We start from the raw sequence: 23,136 nt of genomic DNA on the forward strand, positions 1-23,136 counted from the left end.
ATCAACTGGTGGGCAACCTTATTTTGCCCGAACGCGTTCAGGCAATTATCTAAACTGCCAGAAGTAATAGTATGTGTTTGAGATTACAGGTTGCTTTAACATCTTTATTTCTTCAAAAAAGTATGTGTCTGAAAAATAAAATACGCGCTATTTCCAGCTTTGACAATAGTTTTCTGGATGTTTTTTAGCATTCTTCCGGATTTCCTTTCACATTTAGCAAAACACAGCTTTCCTCCAATTGATCTCCTATCTTCCGGGTTAAATCACGTCGAAAGACTCAAATTACTTTTGGATAAAAAATTATCCGCATTAAAATTACCTTCTATTGGATATTTACAGTCAAAACACCACCATTAAAAACCTTTTAAAATCATTAACTAATTCATTAAAAATCATAGCCCACCCACCATTTCTTACAAAAAGTTACAATTATATTTCTTCCTATTCACCAATAAAACACAAAACAATATTTTATAAATATCATTACTTTAATTTATCATTAAGCCTGATTTGAGTTGTAAATTACGAAATACATAATCATATTACGTATTGAACAAAGATTAACTCTTGCTAAGATATTTTCATCTGGAACTCCCTGATTTCAGGAAATTCCTGCAAAAACAACAAGTGAAGCAATTGGATTGCTCACCATACATGAGGATGGAACATGCACAACTTAGCTAACCCTTTAGAGCTATGCGGATTTGAATTTATTGAGTTTGTCTCGGAAAATGGCGCTCTGGATTCAGTTTTTCAAACGCTCGGTTTTACCCAAATGGCTAAGCACAAATCCAAAAATGTCTACTTATGGCGTCAGGGCGACATCAATATCATTCTGAACTATCAGCCAGAATCCTATGCATCGTATTTCTTTAATGAACATGGTCCATCGGCCTGTGCCATGGGCTTTAAGACCAAAAATGCAACCCGTGCCTATCAGAAAGCGCTCGAACTCGGTGCCGAACCAATCAAAAACGTGATTGGTCCTATGGAACTGAATATTCCAGCGATTAAAGGCATTGGTGGCTCACCAATCTTTCTGGTCGACTGCGATATTTATCAGCAGGATTTCGAGTTCTTTGAAGGTGTTGATCCGCGCCCGGTGGGTACTGGTTTAAAAGAAATTGACCATTTAACCCATAATGTCTACAAAGGCCGGATGCAGTACTGGGCCAATTTCTATGAAAAAATCTTTAATTTCCAGGAAATCCGCTACTTCGATATTAAAGGTGAATACACTGGTTTGACCTCAAAAGCGCTGACTGCACCAGATGGTAAAATCCGTATTCCACTGAACGAAGACTCGGACAAAGGCAACGGACAAATTGCCGAGTTCCTGTCAGAATTTAACGGCGAAGGCATTCAGCATATTGCCTTCTCAACCGATGACTTACTGGCGACCTGGGACAAGCTCAAAGCCTTGGGTGCCAAGTTTATGACCCCACCACCGGCAACCTATTATGAAATGCTGGCAGAACGTTTACCGGAACATGGTGAACCGACTGCAGAGCTGCAACAGCGTGGCATTTTACTGGATGGCAATACCAAAGATGGTGAAAAGCGCCTGCTGCTACAGATTTTCTCGGAAAATATGATTGGCCCGGTGTTCTTCGAATTTATTCAACGTAAAGCAGATGATGGCTTTGGCGAAGGAAACTTCAAAGCCCTGTTCGAATCGATTGAGCGCGACCAGATTAAACGTGGCGTGCTTGACGTCTCTGCCTGATTTTCAGGTGTTCTAAATCCCGACAACGCCGCTCTTGCACATGCGATTTGGCATGTGTCAGGGGCGACGCATGTTTAAATTTCAGCAATCACATCACCTGCGCAAAAACAACAACAACACAGTGATGTCGATTTTACATGGATGATAAAAGATGCAACAACATGATGGCAAACTACATAAGGGCTTGAGCAACCGGCATATCCAGCTCATTGCCCTCGGTGGCTCAATTGGCACCGGATTATTCCTCGGCATCTCCCAGACCATTAAACTGGCCGGCCCGTCGGTCATTCTGGGTTATGCCATTGCCGGCCTGATTGCATTTTTAATGATGCGTCAACTGGGTGAAATGATAGTCGAAGAACCGGTCAGCGGTTCTTTTAGTCATTTTGCCTATAAATACTGGGGCAAGTTTGCCGGCTTTATGTCGGGCTGGAATTACTGGGTACTTAATGTGCTGGTGTGTATGGCCGAACTGAGTGCCATTGGCCTGTATATCCATTACTGGTGGCCGGAGATTCCGACCTGGGTCTCAGCACTGGGCTTCTTTATTTTTATTAATGTGATTAACCTGCTGCATGTCAAACTGTTTGGCGAAATGGAATTCTGGCTGGCGATTATTAAAGTGCTGGCGATTGTGGCCATGATTGCGTTTGGTAGCTATCTGCTGGCGTCCGGTAACGGCGGTCCGCAGGCGCATTTAAGCAATTTATGGGAACTTGGCGGCTTTTTCCCCAATGGTGTGATGGGCCTGGTGATGGCAATGGCCATGATCATGTTTGCCTTTGGCGGTATTGAGCTGGTCGGTATTGCCGCAGCAGAAACTGACAACCCGAAAAAGACCTTACCGAAAGCGGTCAATCAGATCGTATACCGGGTTTTATTATTCTACATTTTAACCCTGCTGATTATTCTAGCCTTATATCCATGGAACCAGATGGCACAAGGCGGCAGCCCGTTCGTGATGATGTTTGACTCCTTAGGCAGTCAAGGCGTTGCCACAGTATTGAATTTCGTGATCTTGACTGCTGCGGTGTCGGTCTATAACAGCACCAACTACTGTACCAGCCGTATGCTTTTAGGTCTTGCGGAACAAGGCAATGCGCCGAAGTTTTTAAGCAAAATCAATTCACGCGGTATTCCGGTAAATGCGGTGATGGTTTCGGCCTTTTTCACCCTGCTCTGTGTGCTGCTGAATTACCTGTTCCCGGAAACGGCGTTCAGCCTGTTGATGATGCTGGTGGTGGCAGCCATTGTGATTAACTGGGTGGTGATTTCCTATACCCATCTGAAATTTAAACGTCAGATGCTGGCGCAGCAACAGCAAACCCTGTTCCCAAGTATTGCCTATCCGTTTACCAATTACCTGTGTATTGCCTTTATGCTCGGTATCTTGGTGATTATGAGCCAGACCCCATCGATGCGTATTGCGGTTGGCCTGCTGCCGGTATGGATTGGCCTGTTATCGCTGGCCTATTACCTTAAACAGAAAAAACTGGCGCGCGATCCTGCGCTCATCAAAGCCAAAAGCTATTAATTCAGGAAGATTGTATGTTTCAACATGTCGATACCTATGCCGGCGATCCGATTCTGTCCCTGATGGAAGAATTCCAGCATGATCCGCGTCCGCATAAAGTTAATCTCAGTATCGGGCTGTATTATAACGAGGCCCAGCAGGTTCCGCAGTTGCGTGCCATCCAGCAGGCTTATCAGGACCTAAATGCCGAGCAGCAGAAGGTCAAACTGTACCTGCCGATGCAAGGTATGCCGGCTTATAACAGCGCCGTCCAAGCACTAATTTTTGGCGAAGATAGTCCGGCTTGTCAGGCCGGTCGTGTAGTGACCTTACAAACGCTGGGTGGTTCGGGCGCGCTAAAAGTGGCGGCAGATTTCTTAAAACGCTATTTCCCGGCCTCTGAATTATGGGTCAGCCGCCCGACTTGGGATAACCATATTGCGATTTTCCAGGGCGCCGGCATTCGCTGTCATGAATATCCGTATTTTGATCCGCATAACGGTCAGGTGAACTTTGCTGCCATGCTGGATTGCCTGCAACAGCTGCCGGCGCAAAGTATTGTTCTGCTGCATCCCTGCTGTCATAACCCGACCGGTGCCGACTTATTGCCAGCGCAGTGGGATCAGCTGATTGAGCTACTGGCGCAGAAGCAGCTAATTCCGCTCTTGGATATGGCCTATCAGGGCTTCGCCGAAGATTTTCACGCAGATGCTTATGCCATCCGGGCGATGGACAGGGCCGGCCTGAATTTTCTGGTCAGCCATTCATTTTCCAAAATTTTCTCTTTATATGGCGAACGGGTTGGCAGCTTAAGTGCGGTCTGTGATGATGCCACCACCGCCCAAAGCGTGTTAGGCCAGCTGAAAGCCACCGTACGCCGGATTTATTCCAGCCCGCCGACTACCGGCGCGATGCTGATTCAGCATGTGTTACACACGCCGACGCTGTACCAAAGCTGGCAGGACGAACTGACCGAAATGCGTGAGCGCATTCAACAGATGCGTCAGCGTTTAAAACAGCAGCTCGAACTTGCCTTACCGGGGCAATCTTTTGACTATCTGACCCGGCAGCGCGGCATGTTCAGCTATACTGGCTTGAGTGCAGCCCAAGTCGATCAGCTCAAGCAGGAGTTTGGTATTTATCTGGTGCGTAGTGGCCGGATGTGTGTGGCAGGACTAAACCAGAACAATGTCGATGCAGTGGCACATGCCATGGCACAGGTATTACAGCATAGTGATACTGCTCTCACTGCTTAAACCTCTGTTCCCTCGCAAATAAAAACGGGCCATGTGCCCGTTTTTATATTTTTATATCGTAGAAATTTGAAGATTATGAAGCGGCTTTTAACATCTGCTTGGCTTCAAGCTGATTGACAGCATTGCTAAATAAATAGCCCTGACCAAAATGGCAGCCAAACTGTTTCAGGGTTTCAAACTGCTCCTTGGTTTCAATGCCTTCGGCAATAATATCCAAGGACAAAACCGGCCCTAACTTGATAATCGCTTCGACAATGGCCTGAATTGATTTATCACTATTGATGCGGTTGACGAAATCACAGTCAATTTTCAGGCTATCTACCGGATAATCACGTAAATGGGTTAAGGAAGAATGCCCGGTGCCAAAATCATCCAGCGAAATGCGAATACCGGCCTGTTTCAGTTTATGGATGGTACGAATCACACATTCAGAGCCACGCTCGGCCAGCGATTGCTCAGTAATTTCAATTTCAATTAATTGCGCCGGAATCTGATAATGCTGCATCCGTTTTAACAGCACTTCTGCGTAGTTATCGCGCATCAATTCCACCGGCGAAGCATTAATTGACACCGGCACCGTCTGTAGACCCTGTTTGATCCAGCTTTGTAAATCACTAAAAATCGCCTGCTGCATCAATTCACTGATTTTTGTAGTCAGCTCATAATCGCTAAAGGCTTCTAGCAGCTCTTTCGGATAACGGTAACGCTGCTGTGCATCCTGCCAGCGTAATAAAGCCTCAAAGCCAATCAGCTCACCGGTTTCAATACACACTTTCGGCTGATAAAACGGTACAATCCGCTGTTCACGAATAATCATGCGTGCAGTCTGCAACTGCTCTGCCTTGCTCTGGACCGCCGCCAGCATAGAATGATCAAACATGCGGATGCCACCTCGGCCACCGGCTTTCAGGTCATTCAGCGCGGTATCGGCACATTTCATCAGTTCGGGAATTTCTCTGGCATCTTTGGGATACATCGAACAGCCAATGCTCATGCCGCAGTTAATGACCCGGCCGCTATAGGTAATGGGTGCATCCAGCAGTTTGGCAAACTTCTTGGCCAGTTCAATCAGCTGCTGTTCATTTTCAACCGAATGCACCACCACGGCAAACTCATCACCACCCAGGCGCGCAATACTGACCTGTTCTGAAATATATTTTTGAAAGCGTTTGGACAATACTTTTAATAAATGATCGCCGGCCTGATGGCCCAGGGTATCGTTAATATTTTTAAAATGATCCAGGTCAATCAGCATGACCCCGACCAATGTGCGGGTTTCTTTGGCGACCTGAATTGCCTGTTTGGTTTTTTTCCGGAAAGTTCGGCGGTTAATCAGCTTGGTCAGATCATCGACTTCACTGCTGAGTCTTAATTTATCTTCGGCAATTTTTTGCAAGGTCACATCACGCGACACACATAAAATACTGGTGGTTTCGCCGTGTTCGTTCAGCACTGGGGTCAGCATATTGTCCCAGTATTTCACTTCATCCTGATTAATGCTCATACCCGGGAAACGGGAATTTTTGCCTTTAATCACCTCACGAATGGCCTGCTGAGCTTTTTCACGAGCTTCGGGTGGTAACAGGTCAAGCCATTTCATGCCGAAGTTCTTTTCCCGCTCTTTGCCTAGCAAGGCCTGGCAACCTGAACGGTTCATATGCGACAGTGAGCCATCCGGTTTGACAATCTTGATACAGTCAACACTGACATCCAGCATATGGGTGTGGGCCCGTAAGGTATCTTTGGTTTCCCGATATTTCACCGCACTGTCATGAATATTGGTACAGCTGATCATCCACTGGTCACAACCCTCGAGCTGCTGCGAATTTCGGGCAATTAACAAAAACCAGTGATAGCGCTGCTGGCGATCCCGAATCCGGCATTCTTTTTCAAAACTCTGACCACTTTTTTGCGCACTTTCCCATAAAAAACACAGATGCTCGGCATCTTCCGGGTGAATGGCATTCAGCCAGCTTTGAGCAGTCAGGCTTTGCTCATCTGAAGCAAGATACTGTTTAAAATTAGAATTATATAGATGATGTCCGGCTGAACTAACCCAAATCAGTTGTGGCATCATTTCAATGGCGCGAATAAAGTCTTTCTGAAAAGGAGATTTCTCAAGTTTAGGCGTGACCTGTTTGGACTTGTCTTTTAATACCTCAAGCAGATTAATATGACTCATATCGCATTTTCCAAGTTATAGCGCCAATAAGATCACACTTCTATACAAATATGTATTATAAGAGCTATAAAAATTATTTTTAACCCACGGTAAATAAAAATACCCAGTTTTTGTATATTCTTTTTGTAATTAAAATGGATTAAAAATATACAATTTTCTGTGCATATTCCTGACTTTAAGCATGCAGCCTAGTTCTACTTTGTAGCGAGACTGGGCAATTTTGATAGAAAAAAGATATCAGTTGTGATGGTTTCTGTGAGTGCAGATACAAAAAAACACCGGGTCTAAGCCCGGTGTTTTTTAGATAAGGTCATTACGACTCAAAATGAATTACACTACGAATTGATTTACCTTCATGCATTAAGTCAAATGCTTCATTAATCTGTTCTAACGGCATGGTATGGGTAACAAAAGGCTCCAGCTGAATATCACCTTTCATGGCCTGCTCGACCATGCCTGGTAATTGTGAACGGCCTTTAACGCCACCAAATGCAGTGCCCATCCATTTACGGCCCGTCACCAATTGGAATGGGCGGGTCGAGATTTCTTTACCGGCACCAGCCACACCAATAATCACCGATTGGCCCCAGCCACGATGGGCACATTCCAGCGCGGAACGCATGATGTTGACATTGCCGATACATTCAAAGGAATGATCAACACCCCAACCGGTCATTTCAACAATCACTTCCTGAATTGGGCGCTCATAATCATTGGGGTTAATGCAGTCAGTCGCACCAAACTGTTTGGCCAGTTCAAATTTTTCCGGGTTGGTATCAATTGCAATAATACGGCCGGCTTTGGCCTGACGCGCACCTTGCACCACGGCCAGACCAATCCCGCCTAAACCAAACACGGCAACGCTGTCACCTTCCTGCACTTTGGCAGTGTTATGCACCGCGCCAATACCGGTGGTTACACCACAGCCCAACAAGCACACCTGTTCATGGTTGGCTTCCGGGTTAATTTTGGCCAGTGACACTTCGGCCACCACAGTATATTCACTGAAAGTTGAGCAGCCCATGTAATGATAAATGGGCTGACCATTATATGAAAAACGGGTGGTGCCATCTGGCATCAAACCTTTACCTTGGGTAGCACGCACCGCCACGCACAGGTTGGTTTTGCCCGATTGACAGAACAGACATTCACCACATTCCGCGGTATACAGTGGAATCACATGATCACCCGGTTTAAGGCTGGTCACACCTTCACCGACTTCCACCACCACACCCGCGCCTTCATGACCCAACACGGCTGGAAACACCCCTTCCGGATCATCACCTGACAAGGTAAAGGCATCCGTATGACATACACCGGTATGACTAATTTTAACCAAGACCTCTCCAGCTTTTGGCGGAGCCACGTCTATTTCTACAATTTCAAGGGGTTGACCCGGACCAAATGCGACCGCAGCTCTTGATTTCATGAAATTGATCATCCTTTTGATACGTCTTTAACAGATGTCTTACAGTAACCGCTTTTTATCAACAGATTCAACCTATAACATCATGATAATCTATATGAATCAGTAAAAATTTACTTCATAAAAATGATGCCATTAAAATATTACAACATGATCTGGTTGTGCTGTCTGATTCTGGCATGTACCGGTTGTAATTCGCTTGAACAGAACTATGCTGCGCAGGATGCGCCAATTGAGCCAGATTTTGAACACTGGATGCCGCGACCAGAGGCACAGGCACAACTACAACGCGGACAAACCGCCTATTTACCGCTGTATGACGGATTTATCAGTATTGCCTCACGTTTACATTTAATTCATAACGCCAAACATCATTTAGACCTGCAATATTACATCTGGACCGATGACGAAATTGGTCATTTAGTGCTGGCCGAATTACTCAAAGCCGCCGACCGCGGGGTACAGGTCCGGTTACTGATTGATGACCAGAATGGCACCCAACTGGACGATACCTTGCTGGCACTCAGCCATCATCCGAACTTTAAAATTCGCCTGTTTAATCCTTATAAATTCCGTCATTTTCGGGCACTGGATTATGCCTTCCGGATGCAGGCAGTGAATCACCGCATGCACAACAAACTGATTATTGCCGATGGCGCGATTGCCGTGACCGGTGGCCGCAATATCAGCCGGGAATATTTTGATGCCAGTGATGACTTTCAGTTTACCGATGTAGATATTCTCTTTGCCGGTAATGCGGTCAAAAAAGCCAACGATAATTTCCGTGCTTTCTGGAACCATGAACTGAGTTTTAATCTGGTCCAGCTGATGGACCAGAACAGCAATAAATACCATCGTAATAGCTTGACCTTGCTGCGGGAAAAATATGCCAGCCAGCAACTGGATGAACAGGAAGTGCAACGCCGGATCAGTTTTGCCGAACAGCAGGTGGCGCAGTATTTAAAACAGCGTTCCTATCATTGGGCCAAAGCGCATTTTGTGGCCGACCCGCCAGAAAAAATCCAGGGCAAAGCCAAAGATGAAGAGATGATTTACCATCAGATGATCCAGATTATGGGCACGCCCGATCAGCATCTGGAACTGGTGTCTGCCTATTTTATTCCAACCCAACGTGGTACAGATTATATGAGCCGTCTGGCAGAAAACGGCATTGATATCCGGGTTTTGACCAACTCGTATATGGCCAATGATGTACCGATTGTGCATGCCTTCTATCAGCAATACCGGCCGCAGCTATTGGCCAGTGGTATTCGACTGTATGAATTCAAGCGTTATATTCAGCGCGAAGAACGCACCTGGTATGAAATTATTACCGGTAACGTGATTCCGGCCAAAGGCCGCAGTGCTTCCAGCCTGCATGCCAAATTCTTTGATATTGATGGCAAGGTGTTTATTGGCTCTTTTAATTTTGATCCGCGCTCGGCCTTTTTAAATACTGAAGTTGGGCTGGTCTTGGAATCTGATGAGCTTCAAGATGAAATTTCAGATTCATTGAATCAGTACCTGCCGCAAATTGCCTATGAACTAAGGTTGGATGAGAAAGGACATATTATCTGGCTGGATTATCAAAAAGATGGTTCAGTGATTCAGCACAAGGTTGATCCGGAAACCACCAGTTTCCAGCGTTTTGTGATGAATTTAATGACCCATGTCCCAATCGAGTGGATGATGTAATGACATCCACATTACAGTAAATATACATTGACCAAGATAATTGAATACGAGTTGCTCTATGGGTTTGCAGCAAACCGATACCCGGAGAGATTGTGTGATCTCTCACTTCGTATTTATCGCCAGAAGGTTTTACTCTCCTGCTACATTACTTTAAAATTCACGCTTTATTTTTCTTCTTTTTTTAGATCTCTCCCCATGCAATTTTTTGATTTAAGCCGTCAATTTAAATTAAGTGATATTCTCAGCCCGACTAAAACCCTGAATGAATTGGGCCAGCAAGAGTGGTTTCTGGCCAAAGTGCGGGTCGAACATGATTGCCTGTCCGACTCGGAGCAGCTTGAAGGTCAGGTAGTGTTGCAATCGAATGAGAATATTCAGCTGGAACTGGAATGGCTGATTCAGGACACCGGTTTTGAATTGCAGGTGTTGTTTAAGGGTGTAGAAACTGCGGCTGAACAGGAAACCTTGGTGATGGTCAAAGGTGCACAACTGGTGGATGATGCACAGCAACCGCTCTCAGCCCAAGCCCTCAGCTTATGGATTGATGGCACTTTATTACCGATGTTGCCGCAAATCCGCAAGGAAATTAAAGCCCGCCTGAATTTATGGGATTATGTGGAATACGGAGCTTAAGTCCTTTTATTCTGCTTTTACTGCTGAAACATGAAAAAAGAGCGAAGTTTTTCGCTCTTTTCTGAGCTGTGCTCGTCAGATTTCCTCTCGTTCTATTTTTAAATCCAATTTATGATGAATATGCAGTTGCGCTTTCACGCCTAACAATAGTTCTGGTCTTTATTATGCTGGTTTTAACTATAAAATGAGTATAAAAATGAACAAAAATATGGATGCTCAAACCTGGGGGCAAATACGACAAGTGGTTGCGCAGGCGCAGCGCGCCAGTATGCACTGCTCCATCGCCAGTGTGAGTCCAGAAGGTATCCCGAATATCACCCCGATTGGAACCTTATTTTTAAACGACAGCTCTCCCACCGGTTTCTTTTTTGATACCTACTCTGCCACGCTGCAACAGCATCTCAAACATAATGCGCAGGCCTGTATTCAGGCCGTAAACAGTAGCCGCGGGTTCTGGCTAAAATCAATGATGTCAGGTCAATTTCGCACTTATCCGGGTGTGCGTTTATATGCCAAGATTGGTGAGTTACGCCCGGCCACTGCCGAGGAAATGAATCAGGTACACCGCAGAATTGCGCCGTTAAAATGGACACGCGGCAGCAAGCTGATCTGGTCGGATTTCACCCAGGTTCGGGAGGTGCATATTCATGCGTTTAGATGGGTAGAATATCCATCAATGATGCCAAAGACATCCTCTCTTTTTTAAAGCAGGCCGACATCCTTAAACAGACCGCAATAAAGTTCAGCCTTTTTCTCCACCGCTAAGGGATAGGCGCGAGATGAAGATGGCATACGGTATAAATGCAGCTCTCGACCAGCAAAGATCGCCTGTGAAGATTGGCCAATTACCGGTTTCGGCGTGCCTTCCGGCATTGATTCCATCAAGGTATCAGTGGCTTTATCACCCGTGGTCATAATGTACTGGCACAGCGGCATTTGCTGGAGCAGCCGATTTAAATCGGTCGGGGTGTGAATATGCAGAAATTTATCTGAAGCATTGCCCTTTAAACGGCTGATCCGGTAGGCGGTATCAAACAGCGCAATACCGGTATCTTTTAAAAAGTTTTGAATCAGTTCGAGCTGAAAGTTTTTATTCGGCAGGTCTAAAAAATAGTTTTTATCCTGAAAAAAGCAGATACCAAAAATCCGCCACATATCATTCTGATAATTCGGATAATAAAATTCCATTTTCCAGCGATTTTTGGGCGGTGGAAAACTGCCCATCATCAGCAGTTTGGCATTGGAGGGTAAAAAAGGCTCAAAGGGATGGGTTTCAATTTCAAGATCATCAATCATAAGGCAGCAAACTCAATTCACTTTATTCATCTTAAGCCGTTGTTTAATTTTGAGTGTTACTTCTTTGCCCCATATTTGATAAATTTCTTTACTCGGATGAAAGCCATCTTCGGCCATTTCCAGTTGCATCTGCTGATATTGCGCAATGTCATATTCAATCCAGTCCATGTTTGGCTGTTTTTGAATAAATTTATGCAGTTCACGGTTCATCTGCTTGGCATATTGGCCAAACAGCCATGCCAGCGGATTCGGTAAAGCCGGGAAAAGCTGCATCGGTGGTACACCTGCTGCAAGGATGAGTTGTGACTGGAATTTAGCTGCAATCAGCTGATACAACTGCGCCTGCTTTTGAATCCAGATATCGGCCGGCATCAGTTTGGTGACATCATTCACCCCGACCGAGGTGACCACTACATCAAACTTTTCAGTGTTCAGCTGCTGAACGCTTTGAATGACCTGTCCCGTGGTATTGCCTGTTTTGGCATGCAGTTTCCAGCTGACCTGAAATTCGGAAGTGAGTCCGGCCAGAATCGCGCCGAGCAAGGCATCTTCCTGATGGCTGACGCCAACGCCAGCAGCAGCTGAATCACCCAGAATTAAAATGGATAAGGCTTGTCCCTGACCGCTCGTGCCTTCACGTTCGCCTTCTGGCTCTGCCAGTCTTAAGGTATTTTTCTTGACCCGGTGGCCTTGAATAATCAGGGCGGGAATTAACCCCAAGGTTACAAGCTTCAGAAACATCGCATTGTCGATCATCTTCAAAAAAATCGGGCCTATTTTAACCAAAATAAGCCCTCTATTTTTATCTTTCTCTTAAATATTTTTAAATTTTCAAATATTTAAAACAAACATTTAAAATAAAAAGTGAAAAGCGCCAAATGGAACTTTTCACTTGATATACATGTGGATTAACCGAGTTTATTGACCAATTTTAATGGTAAGACTTTCATGGCCAAGCCCAGCGGTAACCATGGCCATTTCGGCACATAGGCTTTTACCGGTGCTTTTTCAATTTCTGCGGCCAGTAAACGTGAACCGGTTTGCTCATCCACTTCAAATGGTAATTTTTTCGCGCCTTCGTTAATTTCGGTACGGATATATCCCGGGAAAATGGTGGTAACTTTAATTGGCGTATCAATCAGCTCGGCACGGATGCCTTCGGCCAGATGTGCTACGCCAGCTTTACTGGCACCATACGCCGTCAGATGTTTTGGCATACCACGCATTGCACTCATGGAAGAAATCATCACCAGATGACCAGAATTTTGGGCACGGAAAATTTCTACCGCAGCTTCACATTGTGCCAGCGCTGAAATAAAGTTGGTTTCAACCGTGGTGCGGTTAATCGCAAAGTTGCCTTTGCCGATCCGGCGGCCTTCACCAACCCCGGCATTGACAATAATCCGGTCAATTGTGCCGAGCTCTTCTTTAAAGGCACGGAACACCTCAAATACCTGATCATAATTGGTGACATCTAAGGTTTTTGCGGCCACGCTCACGCCGTACTTGCTTTCCAGTTCCTGTTTTAAGCTTTCCAGACGTTCCATACGACGCGCACAAATGGCCAGGTTATAGCCTTTTTGCGCAAATTCGCGGGCCATACCGGCACCAATGCCGGAACTTGCGCCGGTAATTAAAATTGTTTTGGTCATCTGTCTATTCCTTGATTAAATCCAGGTTAATAATTCTGGATGTTGTGCTTTTATAAAATGATGTTCATTCAGACTTAACAGTTGTGGCTCATTACCAACCAGACGCAAAGTGGTCATGCTGGTATTGGCGATGGCCCAGTTCAGTGCAAAGGTCCGGTTAGGATTCAGTTCCAGAATTTTTCCAGCAGCAACCGAAATGACGCCGCCCGAAGTAAACACAATCGCGTAACGCGGTTTGGTTTGGGCCAGTTCATCACACAGGTTTTGCAAGGCGGTTTCGACTCGAGCCTTGAAATGCGGCCAGGATTCTTCATATTCATGGTGATATTCACCGCCAGTCCAGCGTTCAATGGCACCTTCAAAAATTTTTGCCAGATACGCCCGCGGATTAAGCTCTTTGGCTACATCGGCCTTTAATAAATGCGGTTCATTAAAACGCGGTTCGTATTGGGCAAACACCTGCTGATGGTTAAACTCGTTCCAGTCCGGATTGGTGACCAGATGAGCTTCAGGGAAACATTCGGCCAGAGCGATCTGTGCAGTCTGCTGATGGCGCTGCATGGAACCAGCCACCACATAGGGTTCTTCTTTTAAGATATTGTCAAAATACTGACCCAGCAGTTTGGCCTGCAATTCCCCATTCGGCGAAAGCTGGTCATAGCTTTCTGCACCAAACGAAGCCTGACCATGACGGATTAAATAAATAGTCGTCATTTCGGCAGCAGCTCCTTAAATTTGGCCATATATTTTTGTGCCAGCTCATTGGCTTCAATTTTTTGCAGCCCAATCAGTTTTAAGGCGCGGATGTGCAAGGCATGAATCACAATCCAGAAATCTTTAAAAGCCGGATTATTGGTCTGTTTATGATAATAACGGTAGTAAATCTGCTGGGCGATCACCGCCAGACGGAAAATCCCGAACACTTCATAGAAGGTCCAGTTTTCCGGTTGCAGGCCGGTTTTTTCCAGATAGTAATCGACCACCTGTTTACGGGTGAACATGCCTTTTAAATGGGTCGGCTGACGGCGGGTGGCTTTAAAAATCTGGTTATCGGTTTCTTCTACCCAGTAGGCCAAAGCGGAACCAAGATCCATCAGCGGATCGCCCAGAGTTGCCATTTCCCAGTCCAGCACGCCAATCACTTCGGTTGGATGCTGCGGATTTAAAATCACATTATCAAAACGCCAGTCATTGTGAATAATGCAGGTGGTGGAATCTGCCGGAATATTCTCGTGCAGCCATTTACGTACATATTTAAATGACGGCACATTCAGGGTTTTGGCTTTTTCATAACGGCTGTCCCAGCCTTCCACCTGACGACGGCAATAGCCCTCACCTTTACCGAGTTTTTCCAGTTCAGTGCCCTGATACGGCACCTGATGCAGCTCGATTAATTTATCAATCACATTAATGCACAGTTCCTGAACCTGGTTTTCATCAAAGTTCAGTTCTGGCGGCAGTTTGGCCCGCGGGATAATGCCTTCCACGCGCTGCATGATATAAAAATCACAGCCAATCACAGATTCATCCTGACACAGCGCCACCATCTGCGGTAATACCGGATAATACGGTGCCAGATTTTTTTGTACATGATATTCACGCGCCATGTCATGCGCAGATTTGGCTTTGGTGCCTTTAGGTGGGCGACGTAAAATTAAATCGGCATTGCGATAGTTCAGACGATAGGTCCAGTTAGAGGCACCGCCTGAATATTGGGTCACTTCAACGGGTTCCTGAACATCAACCCCTTGCGCCTTTAACCACTGGCTTACCGCCTGAATATCCAGTTCCTCGCCTTCACGAACCTGACCGCCAACATCAATCACTGACATGTTATTTTCCTGATTTTTCACTTTTTTAGGTCTTGCCCTATTAGAGCATTTTCAGCTGTAAAGACCCACACTGTTTCTGGTGTTTTGCCACTTATTTTTTACGACGGGTACTGTAGCCACGTTTGGCCAGTTCCAGTTTGGCAATCATGCCTTTATGCACTTCATCGGGACCATCGGCCAAACGTAAGGCACGCGCCTGGGCAAAGAAACCGGTCAATGGCGTATCGCGGGACAGCCCGGCACCGCCGTGGATTTGCATGGCCATATCCACCACTTTTTCCAGCACGCTTGGCGCCACCACTTTAATGGCAGAAATTTCTGTGAGCGCAGCCATATTGCCTAAAGTATCCATTTTATAGGCGGCATAGAGCGTTAACAGGCGTGCCTGATCAATTGCCACACGCGCTTCGGCCACACGCTCCAAATTGCCACCGAGTTTCAGGATTTCCTTGCCAAAGGCAGTCCGGTTCATGCCGCGGTCAATCATCAGTTCCAGTGATTTTTCTGCCGCACCGATACAACGCATACAGTGATGAATACGGCCGGGTCCTAAACGGCCCTGGGCAATTTCAAAACCTTGGCCGGCACCGCCAATAAAATTGGCCACTGGCACGCGGACATTGTCAAAGCTGACTTCACCATGGCCATGCGGCGCATCATAATCGCCAAACACCGGTAACATACGTTCAATTTTCACCCCTGCAGTATCGACCGGGACCAGCACCATCGAATGTTGATGATGACGGTCTTTGCTTTCGTCCGGGGTATGCGCCATAAAAATAATGATTTTGGCATTCGGATCACCCAGACCCGATGACCACCATTTACGCCCGTTCAGGACAATCTCATCGCCTTCTACCACCGCCGTAGCCTGCATATTGGTCGCATCAGAAGAGGCGACTGCCGGTTCAGTCATACAAAACACCGAGCGGATTTTACCTTCGAGCAGTGGCATCAGCCATTGCTGTTTTTGCTGTTCTGAACCATAACGCCATAACACTTCCATGTTGCCGCTATCTGGCGCGTTACAGTTAAATACGGTCGGGGCAATCAGGCTACAGCCAGACAGTTCGGCAATATGTGCATATTCCTGTACTGACAGGCCCTGTCCCAATTCAAGACAAGGCAAAAACATATTCCACAGTCCAGCGGCTTTGGCCTTGGCTTTTAAACTTTCTAATTGAGCCGGCCACTGCCATTGCGTCCAGTCACCGCCCTGATTCAGTTCATGCACCTGCTGCCAAAAGTCGGCTTCAATTGGTTCAATTTCTGTTTGAATAAACTGTTGGGTTCTTTCGAGATAATCCTGTGCGCGTGCTGACAATTCAAACATGACTGTAGCTTCCTCAATCTGTTGTTATATTGGCTTTACAACACCTTAACCTAAAAATTATTATGCATGAAATGATTTTATTGAATTAAGCACTATGCACAATATTCATAATAATAGCCCAATGGATCTGGGTACTTTTCATCGTATTGATATTAATTTATACCCGCTGTTTATTGCGATTTTTGAACAAAAAAATATTTCCAAAGCGGCGCAGCTCTTATGTATCAGCCAGTCGGCGACCAGTCACGCTTTACAAAGGCTTAGGTTACAGTTACAGGATGATCTGTTTATTCGCACCGGCCATCAGATGTTACCAACGCCGTTTGCCGAGCAGATTTATCCGACTATTAAAACTGCGCTGCTGTCTATTCAGCATATTGCCCGGCAAAAACAGCAGTTTGAACCGGCGATGGTACATACCCTGAAAATTGCCATACATGATGAAATTGAACCGATTATTTTTCCCAAACTGGTGCAGCACTTTCAGCAGCTGAACTTGGAGATTCAGTTTTTAAGCAGCAAGCTGGACCGTAAAACCATGATTAATGATCTGGCCACCCAGCAAATTGATTTTGTGATTGATCTGGAACACAAGCTGGGCGATAAAATCCAGTTTCAGGCGCTGGTCCAAGACCGTTTCGTGGTTTGTAGCCAGCGTTCATCCATAGATAAAGAATTATATTTGTCTGCGCCGCATATTGGTGTTTCTTCACGCCGTAGTGGTCTGCTGCTGGAAGATATTTATTTAAAGCGCAATCAGCTGTCTCGAACCCTATTATTACGCTGTCAGCATTATTCCACTGCCCTGCAAATTCTGGCGCAGCATGACACCGCGATACTGACTATTCCGGAAAGTATTTTGCGACATTTACATATTGACCCGAAGCTGCATATTTTTGAATCGCCTGTCGACCTGCCGCAAATTGATTTGGGGATGTTCTGGTATAAGGAGATGCAGGAGAATGCACGTCATGCATTTTTAAGAGCGGAGATTTCTAAAATTTTTGCTTAGGCTATTTCAGTAGATTAATCTTAATTATGCTTAGGCTATTTTAAATGAGGTCAGAAAATTTACTTAGGCTATTTAGATCACTCAAATTCAAGGCGCTTTATCTTCATTAAATTTCAAACATCGCTCAAGCCCTTGCCAGATCAGGCGTTGCAGCGTAGCTGATTTGTTAAAAACTAGCTAATTGGCGATTTAATCGACCGGCGAATTGCGCCATTTCTTTTACACTAGCACTTTTATTTTTCACGGTTTACAGCTGGCTGGTCTGTTCAGCTGAATTGAAAGCGTCTATGTTGACTGAACTCTCCCCTTTCTGGCTGCTGGCATTGGCCGCTGGATGCTGTCTTGTTGCGTTTATGCTGTTGGGTAAGATTTCCCGCTTTGTGCAGCAACTGTTTCGACCTTTTAAAAAAGGCAAAACCTATTGGGCGCGGGTCACTGCGGTCAGCGATGGCGATACCCTCACCCTGTACCGTTTTAATTTAAGACGTTCAGAAACCCGCATCCGCTTTGCCTATATTGATGCGCCAGAATCGAGTCAAAGTTATGGTCCGGAAACCCGGCGTCTGGTGAAAACCATGCTGCATCAGAAGGTGGTGCGAGTCAAAATTACCGATATTGATCGCTATGGCCGCCATGTCGGGGTGATTTATCGCTACCGTAAAAATGTCAATGAAGAACTGGTCAAACGTGGCGCCGCCTGGGTCTATGAAGATTATATTCGTGATCGCAAGCAGCTGGCGCATATGCGTGCCTTACAGACTCAGGCCAGAGCACGGAAAAAAGGCCTCTGGAAAAGTAGCCGCCCGGTGCGGCCAAGTGTCTATCGCAAACAGAACCGTAAATAAAATGCTCAGGCGGATTTTTAAAGTCCGAAGATGATTCAGCTTAATAAGCCCATTGCACCAGCAAACGAAAAGCCCCGGCAATCAGCGCCAAAGCCACAAAGCCGGCCAGCCAGAGACCAATAAACCACAGCAGCTGTGTACGTTTCATTGCGGCTCCTTGATGACTAAGGGAATAACTGACCTATAATGATGTGCTTCATGTCGATTTTCTTTAATGATAGCCATCATCCCCCACCCGGACTTTATGGCGAAAAATCCAATAGGACATCGCGCTATAACCTAGAATAATCGGAATTAAAACTAGCGCGCCAATGAGGGTAAAACGCTGACTGCTTTCCGGCGCAGCCGCCTGCCAGAAGCTGACCGAGGGCGGAATAATATAAGGCCATAAACTGATTAAAAAGCCGCTATAGGCCAGAAATACCAAGGCCAGCGTATACAAAAACGGCCGAAACTGTTGCCGCTGCCGGCAGGCTTTTAAAGCCAGATAAGTAAAGGTCAGTACCAGTATTGGCACCGGAGAGAAATACAGTAACTGCGGCAGATTAAACCAGCGCTCGGCAATGTGCGGCTGGGTTATCGGGGTATAAATACTGACGGCTGCTAAAACAATCAATAGGCCGATCAGCATCTTCGGCATTAAACGGTACATGCGTTGCTGTAGTGCCTGATCGGTTTTAAAAATGAGCCAGCCACAGCCCAGAGTGGCGTATAGCATCACCACGCCTACACCGGTAAACAGGCTAAACGGCGTTAACCAGTCCAAGCCATGGCCCGCATATACCCCCTGCTCGGTACGAATACCCTGAATATAAGCGCCCAAAATCACACCTTGTAAAAAGCTGCTCAAAACAGAGCCACCAATAAAGGCTTTATCCCACCAATGTTTGCTGCTGTTGGCCTTAAAACGGAACTCAAAGGCAACACCGCGAAAAATTAAGGCAATCACCATTAAAATGACCGGTAAATACAGGGCTGAAAGCACCGTGGCATAGGCCAAGGGAAAAGCAGCAAACAGGCTAGCGCCTCCCAGCACCATCCAGGTTTCATTGCCATCCCAAATTGGCGCGACGGTATTCATCATCACATCCCGCTCTGCCTGTTCGGGAAAAAATGGAAATAAAATCCCGATACCCAAATCAAAGCCATCTAACACCACATACATCAGCACCGCGAAGGCAATAATCCCGATCCACAGCAAAGATAAATCTATCATGGATCCTGCTCCTGTTTGGGGCGCTCGGCGGGCGGGTTAAGCCGCTCGGTGACACTGCTTAACGGCCGTCTGGAGGCTTGAGTAAGCTCAGCATCAGAGGCTGATGATGGCGCTGAATGAATCAGTTCCGGCCCTTTGTGCATCAGTCTGAGCATGTAATAAATGCCCATCCCAAACACCACAAAATACACCAGTACAAAAATCATCAAACTCAGGCCAACCTGCTCTGCAGACACCGGCGATAAGGCATCTTCGGTACGTAACACCCCATAGACCACCCACGGCTGGCGGCCGACTTCTGTGGTAAACCAGCCGGCCAATAAGGCAATAAAACCAGAGGGCCCCATCCACAGGGCAAAACGCTGAAAACGACGATGTTCATATAAACGCTGTCGTTTACGTAGCCACAATCCCCATAGCGCCAGAATCAGCATCAGCACGCCTAAGCCGACCATAATCCGGAAACTCCAGAACACAATGGTCGAATTGGGCCGATCTTCCGGGGCAAATTCTTTTAAACCGGTCACGGTGCCATCTAGCGAATGGGTCAGAATTACGCTGCCCAAGTTGGGAATCGCCAGCACATATTTGGTTTCTTCGGCCTGCATATCTGGAATACCAAACAGATACAGCGGCATGCCTTTCTCATGATTGGTATCCCAATGCCCTTCCATCGCTGCCAGTTTGGCTGGTTGATGTTGCAGGGTATTCAAGCCATGTAAATCGCCCACCAGCACCTGTAAGGGAGTTAAGATCAGCATCAGCCACAGGGCCATCGAAAACGAGGTTTTTACCAGTGCATCCCGACGGCCTTTAAGTAAATGCCAGGCAGCCGTGGCAGCCACCAGCAAAGCAGAGACCAAAAAGGCGGCAATAGCCATATGCGCCAGCCGATACAGGAATGACGGATTAAAGACAATGGCCCACCAGTCCTGTGGCACCAGAATGCCATTTTCGATGCTGAAACCTTGCGGAGTTTGCATCCAGCTATTGGCTGATAAAATCCAGAACATGGAAATACAGGTGCCAATTGCGACCATTAAAGTCGAGAAAAAATGCGCTTTGGGTCCTACCCGTCCCCAGCCAAACAGCATAATGCCAAGAAAACCCGCTTCCAAAAAGAAAGCGGTGAGCACTTCATAGGCCAATAATGGTCCGGTGACACTGCCGGCGATACGGGAAAATTCACTCCAGTTGGTGCCAAACTGATAGCTCATGACAATGCCAGAAACCACCCCCATGGCAAAGGCGACCGCAAAAATCTTGACCCAGAATTTAAACAGGTCCTGATAAATCGGATTACGACTGCGTAACCAGCGCCATTCCAGAATCGCCAGAAAACTGGCCAGACCAATGGAAATGGCCGGAAAAATGATATGAAATGAAACTGTAAAAGCAAACTGAATCCGGGCCAGTTCCAGCGCGGTAAAACCGAGGGTCATCATGCCACCTTTCAAAAGGTCGAGCTGCGCTCAGGGTGTAGAGTTTTAAATATAGCGTTTTGAATTTTTCTCATCGCGCTTCAGCATAGGACAAAGTTGTATAGGCCTTGTGTAGGCTTTTGATCAAGAATCTTTAAGCGAGTAATTTCTGCAACTGATGAGTTTTTTTGGAAGATAGAAGCGCTGATTTTTTATTCTTGCGGTTTATCAGCTGGATAGACAGGACTGGATGAGAGGAATTTTTGTAGTTCAGTTGATTGACCTTAACGCTGCTTAACAAATCTATAGCAATACACGTTGCCCCCTCATCTTTTATCATCTGTTTTTTTGAATCCTTCGCTGGCTTCCCTACTTGAAAAAAATTCCGAACAGGCGTACATTGACTTTGTTTTAGTTACCCTGGTTAACTATTTTTTTTATGCCAAGCTCTCCCTTAAAATTTCGTACCGCCTTATTACGCTGCGCACGTCTGTTCAGCGATGAAGTTAATACTCTGTTATTGCCGCATCAGCTTAATTATTCCTTGTGGCAGGTGTTATATGTCATTCATTTAAAACAGCAATGTACCCAGGTAGATATTGCCGCCTATTTAAAGGTGTCCAAACCGAGCATCACCAAACGTATTCGGGTGTTGCTGGACTTGGGTTTAATCCATCAGCTTGAAAGTAGGGATAAACGGCAGAAATGCCTGACTTTTAGCTCTCACGGGCAGGAACTTTTCAAGCATTGTTCAAGCCAGATTGATCAGTTTGAACAGCAGCTGCTGCAGTCTTTTGCAGTTGCGGACATCGCCCATACCCGCGAGATCCTTAATCAGCTGAGTGAACAGTTACAACCGACCCTACAAGGTGAAGACAAATGAGTTCAGCACAAGCACCGCTATGGACCAGAAACTTTATCCTGGTCGGCCTGATCAATTTTCAACTGGTACTGATTTTTTATCTATTGGTGATTGTGATTGTCGGTTATGCCGTGGCGGAATTAAATGCCAGCATTGCCGAAGCCGGTTTAATTTCAGGACTGTTTATTGTCGGTACCTTATTTGGCCGTCTGCTGATTGGCAAATGCCTACAGCGTTTCGGTTATCGTAGCACCCTGCTTTTTGGGCTGGCCGGTTTCTTGCTGCTTTCCTTAGGCTATTTTATAGAGATGGGGGTGACTGCCCTGCTCGGCATCCGTTTTATTCATGGCTTTATGATGGGAGTCGCCTCTACCGTACTCGGCACAGTCATCGCACAAACTCTGCCGCCCACCCGCCGTGGTGAAGGTATTGGCTATTACAGCATGAGCAGCACCCTGGGTACGGCGATTGGTCCTTTTGTCGCGATCTGGATGATGCTGCACACCAGTTATCAGACGATTTTTAGCTTATCCAGTGTCTTGGCGCTGGGCTGTCTGGTGGTGGCCTGTTTTATCCGGATGCCGAACCTGGCGCAGCCTAAACCTGCAGCCACCGCGACAGCAGGTAAAAGCTTTGGCTTCTGGACCCAATATCTGGAAAAGAATGCACTGCCGATTTCCCTGATTATGCTGTTTGCTTCTATCTGCTATTCCGGCGTGCTGTCATTTATTAACTTTTACGCCAAAGAAATTGATCTGGTTGAGGCCGCATCCTTATTCTTTTTAATGTATGCCATCGCCATTTTGTTTTCGCGTCCATTTACCGGGCGGCTTATGGATCGTAAAGGTGAAAATATCATTATGTATCCGGCCTTTATTGTAATGGCGATTGCCCTGTTTCTGCTGAGTCAGGCGCATAACTCCAGTATGCTGCTGCTTTGCGCCGGCTTGCTTGGTCTGGGCTATGGCAATATTCAATCAGTCTGTCAGACCATTGCGGTCAAAAGTACCTCACTGGAACGTATGGGACTGGCGACCTCGACCTATTTTATCTGTCTGGACGCCGGGCTGGGCTTCGGGCCGTATTTGATCGGAATCGCGCTGAAATCGGTTAGTTATGCGCAAATGTATTTCTATAGTGCCCTCGCCGCGCTGCTGTGTTTAGGTCTGTATTATCTGCTACATGGTCGTCATGCCCAGCTGGTACAGCCACAGTTATCACGCTAACGAAAGCAAC

At 46.3% G+C, this 23,136-nt stretch carries 21 protein-coding genes; 10 read left to right on the forward strand and 11 right to left on the reverse strand.

The genetic code is table 11. The features are described 5' to 3' along the window. The first annotated feature begins 667 nt into the window (after window positions 1-667). The 3 genes from hppD to F905_RS05445 all read left to right on the forward strand — a co-directional run bounded on the left by hppD (window position 668) and on the right by F905_RS05445 (window position 4,495). Window positions 668-1,726 (forward strand): 4-hydroxyphenylpyruvate dioxygenase, encoded by a 1,059-nt coding sequence (hppD, locus tag F905_RS05435; protein ID WP_005178190.1) that lies wholly within the window; start codon window positions 668-670, stop codon window positions 1,724-1,726. 151 nt (window positions 1,727-1,877) lie between these two features. Then, on the forward strand, window positions 1,878-3,260 hold the full coding sequence (locus F905_RS05440) for an amino acid permease (protein ID WP_005178192.1): 1,383 nt from the start codon (window positions 1,878-1,880) through the stop codon (window positions 3,258-3,260). Between the two features lie 14 nt (window positions 3,261-3,274). Next, complete coding sequence (locus F905_RS05445; protein WP_005178196.1) at window positions 3,275-4,495, forward strand: amino acid aminotransferase; 1,221 nt, start codon at window positions 3,275-3,277, stop codon at window positions 4,493-4,495. Between the two features lie 73 nt (window positions 4,496-4,568). Here F905_RS05445 and F905_RS05450 read toward each other — a convergent pair whose 3' ends face one another. Next, entirely contained in the window at window positions 4,569-6,677 is a 2,109-nt protein-coding gene (locus F905_RS05450) for a sensor domain-containing protein (RefSeq protein ID WP_005178202.1), read from the reverse strand. A 313-nt stretch (window positions 6,678-6,990) separates the two neighbouring features. Then, entirely contained in the window at window positions 6,991-8,106 is a 1,116-nt protein-coding gene (locus tag F905_RS05455) for an S-(hydroxymethyl)glutathione dehydrogenase/class III alcohol dehydrogenase (protein ID WP_005178203.1), read from the reverse strand. 123 nt (window positions 8,107-8,229) lie between these two features. On the opposite strand from F905_RS05455, the gene F905_RS05460 reads away from it, so the two are divergent. From F905_RS05460 to F905_RS05470, 3 genes are all read left to right on the forward strand, one after another. Next, a complete protein-coding gene (locus F905_RS05460; RefSeq protein ID WP_005178204.1) occupies window positions 8,230-9,798 on the forward strand; it encodes a phospholipase D family protein in 1,569 nt (522 codons plus the stop codon). Between the two features lie 195 nt (window positions 9,799-9,993). Further along, entirely contained in the window at window positions 9,994-10,431 is a 438-nt protein-coding gene (locus tag F905_RS05465) for a hypothetical protein (protein WP_005178205.1), read from the forward strand. A gap of 196 nt (window positions 10,432-10,627) precedes the next feature. Continuing rightward, window positions 10,628-11,137 carry a pyridoxamine 5'-phosphate oxidase family protein gene (locus F905_RS05470; protein WP_005178206.1) on the forward strand — a complete coding sequence of 170 codons (510 nt, stop codon included), beginning with the start codon at window positions 10,628-10,630 and terminating at the stop codon, window positions 11,135-11,137. Here the strand turns inward: F905_RS05470 and F905_RS05475 are convergent. The 6 genes from F905_RS05475 to F905_RS05500 form a co-directional block, all read right to left on the reverse strand. Beyond that, entirely contained in the window at window positions 11,134-11,724 is a 591-nt protein-coding gene (locus F905_RS05475; protein WP_171065083.1) for a uracil-DNA glycosylase family protein, read from the reverse strand. The genes F905_RS05470 and F905_RS05475 overlap by 4 nt on opposite strands. Before the next feature lie 15 nt (window positions 11,725-11,739). Continuing rightward, window positions 11,740-12,468 carry an SGNH/GDSL hydrolase family protein gene (locus F905_RS05480; protein WP_034597702.1) on the reverse strand — a complete coding sequence of 243 codons (729 nt, stop codon included), beginning with the start codon at window positions 12,466-12,468 and terminating at the stop codon, window positions 11,740-11,742. Between the two features lie 167 nt (window positions 12,469-12,635). Continuing rightward, on the reverse strand, window positions 12,636-13,379 hold the full coding sequence (locus tag F905_RS05485) for an SDR family oxidoreductase (protein ID WP_005178212.1): 744 nt from the start codon (window positions 13,377-13,379) through the stop codon (window positions 12,636-12,638). A gap of 15 nt (window positions 13,380-13,394) precedes the next feature. After that, window positions 13,395-14,093: a histidine phosphatase family protein gene (locus tag F905_RS05490; protein ID WP_005178214.1), complete on the reverse strand. Its 699-nt coding sequence runs from the start codon at window positions 14,091-14,093 to the stop codon at window positions 13,395-13,397. Beyond that, window positions 14,090-15,211: a phosphotransferase family protein gene (locus tag F905_RS05495; RefSeq protein WP_005178215.1), complete on the reverse strand. Its 1,122-nt coding sequence runs from the start codon at window positions 15,209-15,211 to the stop codon at window positions 14,090-14,092. The genes F905_RS05490 and F905_RS05495 overlap by 4 nt, the downstream gene beginning before the upstream one ends. 91 nt (window positions 15,212-15,302) lie before the next feature. Then, on the reverse strand, window positions 15,303-16,544 hold the full coding sequence (locus F905_RS05500) for an acyl-CoA dehydrogenase family protein (protein ID WP_005178216.1): 1,242 nt from the start codon (window positions 16,542-16,544) through the stop codon (window positions 15,303-15,305). Between the two features lie 94 nt (window positions 16,545-16,638). On the opposite strand from F905_RS05500, the gene F905_RS05505 reads away from it, so the two are divergent. Beyond that, window positions 16,639-17,556: a LysR family transcriptional regulator gene (locus F905_RS05505; protein ID WP_005178217.1), complete on the forward strand. Its 918-nt coding sequence runs from the start codon at window positions 16,639-16,641 to the stop codon at window positions 17,554-17,556. A gap of 287 nt (window positions 17,557-17,843) precedes the next feature. Continuing rightward, window positions 17,844-18,401, forward strand: coding sequence for a thermonuclease family protein (locus F905_RS05510; RefSeq protein WP_005178218.1), 558 nt, complete (start codon window positions 17,844-17,846; stop codon window positions 18,399-18,401). A gap of 40 nt (window positions 18,402-18,441) precedes the next feature. On the opposite strand, the gene F905_RS15400 is transcribed toward F905_RS05510, so the two are convergent. The 3 genes from F905_RS15400 to F905_RS05520 all read right to left on the reverse strand — a co-directional run bounded on the left by F905_RS15400 (window position 18,442) and on the right by F905_RS05520 (window position 21,059). Beyond that, on the reverse strand, window positions 18,442-18,549 hold the full coding sequence (locus F905_RS15400; protein WP_005178219.1) for a hypothetical protein: 108 nt from the start codon (window positions 18,547-18,549) through the stop codon (window positions 18,442-18,444). A gap of 63 nt (window positions 18,550-18,612) precedes the next feature. Next, on the reverse strand, window positions 18,613-19,617 hold the full coding sequence (gene cydB, locus F905_RS05515; protein ID WP_005178221.1) for a cytochrome d ubiquinol oxidase subunit II: 1,005 nt from the start codon (window positions 19,615-19,617) through the stop codon (window positions 18,613-18,615). After that, on the reverse strand, window positions 19,614-21,059 hold the full coding sequence (locus tag F905_RS05520; protein ID WP_005178224.1) for a cytochrome ubiquinol oxidase subunit I: 1,446 nt from the start codon (window positions 21,057-21,059) through the stop codon (window positions 19,614-19,616). Before F905_RS05520 ends, cydB begins: the two co-directional genes overlap by 4 nt. 418 nt (window positions 21,060-21,477) lie before the next feature. Between F905_RS05520 and F905_RS05530 the strand changes: the two genes are divergently transcribed. Both F905_RS05530 and F905_RS05535 read left to right on the forward strand, forming a co-directional pair. Continuing rightward, a complete protein-coding gene (locus F905_RS05530; RefSeq protein ID WP_005178228.1) occupies window positions 21,478-21,921 on the forward strand; it encodes a MarR family winged helix-turn-helix transcriptional regulator in 444 nt (147 codons plus the stop codon). Further along, the gene (locus F905_RS05535; RefSeq protein WP_005178234.1) at window positions 21,918-23,126 is read left to right on the forward strand and encodes an MFS transporter; all 1,209 of its coding nucleotides are present in this window, start codon (window positions 21,918-21,920) and stop codon (window positions 23,124-23,126) included. Before F905_RS05530 ends, F905_RS05535 begins: the two co-directional genes overlap by 4 nt. Window positions 23,127-23,136: the final 10 nt, after the last annotated feature.

Source organism: Acinetobacter sp. CIP 53.82 (assembly GCF_000369465.1).
GTDB lineage: Bacteria > Pseudomonadota > Gammaproteobacteria > Pseudomonadales > Moraxellaceae > Acinetobacter > Acinetobacter indicus.

Bases quoted from the DNA above. Each gene is read 5' to 3' on its own strand.
- hppD (WP_005178190.1), top strand. From the start codon at position 668: ATGCACAACTTAGCTAACCCTTTAGAGCTATGCGGATTTGAATTTATT.
- F905_RS05440 (WP_005178192.1), top strand. From the start codon at position 1,878: ATGCAACAACATGATGGCAAACTACATAAGGGCTTGAGCAACCGGCAT.
- F905_RS05445 (WP_005178196.1), top strand. From the start codon at position 3,275: ATGTTTCAACATGTCGATACCTATGCCGGCGATCCGATTCTGTCCCTG.
- F905_RS05450 (WP_005178202.1), bottom strand. From the start codon at position 6,677: ATGAGTCATATTAATCTGCTTGAGGTATTAAAAGACAAGTCCAAACAG.
- F905_RS05455 (WP_005178203.1), bottom strand. From the start codon at position 8,106: ATGAAATCAAGAGCTGCGGTCGCATTTGGTCCGGGTCAACCCCTTGAA.
- F905_RS05460 (WP_005178204.1), top strand. From the start codon at position 8,230: ATGATGCCATTAAAATATTACAACATGATCTGGTTGTGCTGTCTGATT.
- F905_RS05465 (WP_005178205.1), top strand. From the start codon at position 9,994: ATGCAATTTTTTGATTTAAGCCGTCAATTTAAATTAAGTGATATTCTC.
- F905_RS05470 (WP_005178206.1), top strand. From the start codon at position 10,628: ATGAACAAAAATATGGATGCTCAAACCTGGGGGCAAATACGACAAGTG.
- F905_RS05480 (WP_034597702.1), bottom strand. From the start codon at position 12,468: ATGTTTCTGAAGCTTGTAACCTTGGGGTTAATTCCCGCCCTGATTATT.
- F905_RS05485 (WP_005178212.1), bottom strand. From the start codon at position 13,379: ATGACCAAAACAATTTTAATTACCGGCGCAAGTTCCGGCATTGGTGCC.
- F905_RS05490 (WP_005178214.1), bottom strand. From the start codon at position 14,093: ATGACGACTATTTATTTAATCCGTCATGGTCAGGCTTCGTTTGGTGCA.
- F905_RS05495 (WP_005178215.1), bottom strand. From the start codon at position 15,211: ATGTCAGTGATTGATGTTGGCGGTCAGGTTCGTGAAGGCGAGGAACTG.
- F905_RS05500 (WP_005178216.1), bottom strand. From the start codon at position 16,544: ATGTTTGAATTGTCAGCACGCGCACAGGATTATCTCGAAAGAACCCAA.
- F905_RS05505 (WP_005178217.1), top strand. From the start codon at position 16,639: ATGCACAATATTCATAATAATAGCCCAATGGATCTGGGTACTTTTCAT.
- F905_RS05510 (WP_005178218.1), top strand. From the start codon at position 17,844: ATGTTGACTGAACTCTCCCCTTTCTGGCTGCTGGCATTGGCCGCTGGA.
- F905_RS15400 (WP_005178219.1), bottom strand. From the start codon at position 18,549: ATGAAACGTACACAGCTGCTGTGGTTTATTGGTCTCTGGCTGGCCGGC.
- cydB (WP_005178221.1), bottom strand. From the start codon at position 19,617: ATGATAGATTTATCTTTGCTGTGGATCGGGATTATTGCCTTCGCGGTG.
- F905_RS05520 (WP_005178224.1), bottom strand. From the start codon at position 21,059: ATGACCCTCGGTTTTACCGCGCTGGAACTGGCCCGGATTCAGTTTGCT.
- F905_RS05530 (WP_005178228.1), top strand. From the start codon at position 21,478: ATGCCAAGCTCTCCCTTAAAATTTCGTACCGCCTTATTACGCTGCGCA.
- F905_RS05535 (WP_005178234.1), top strand. From the start codon at position 21,918: ATGAGTTCAGCACAAGCACCGCTATGGACCAGAAACTTTATCCTGGTC.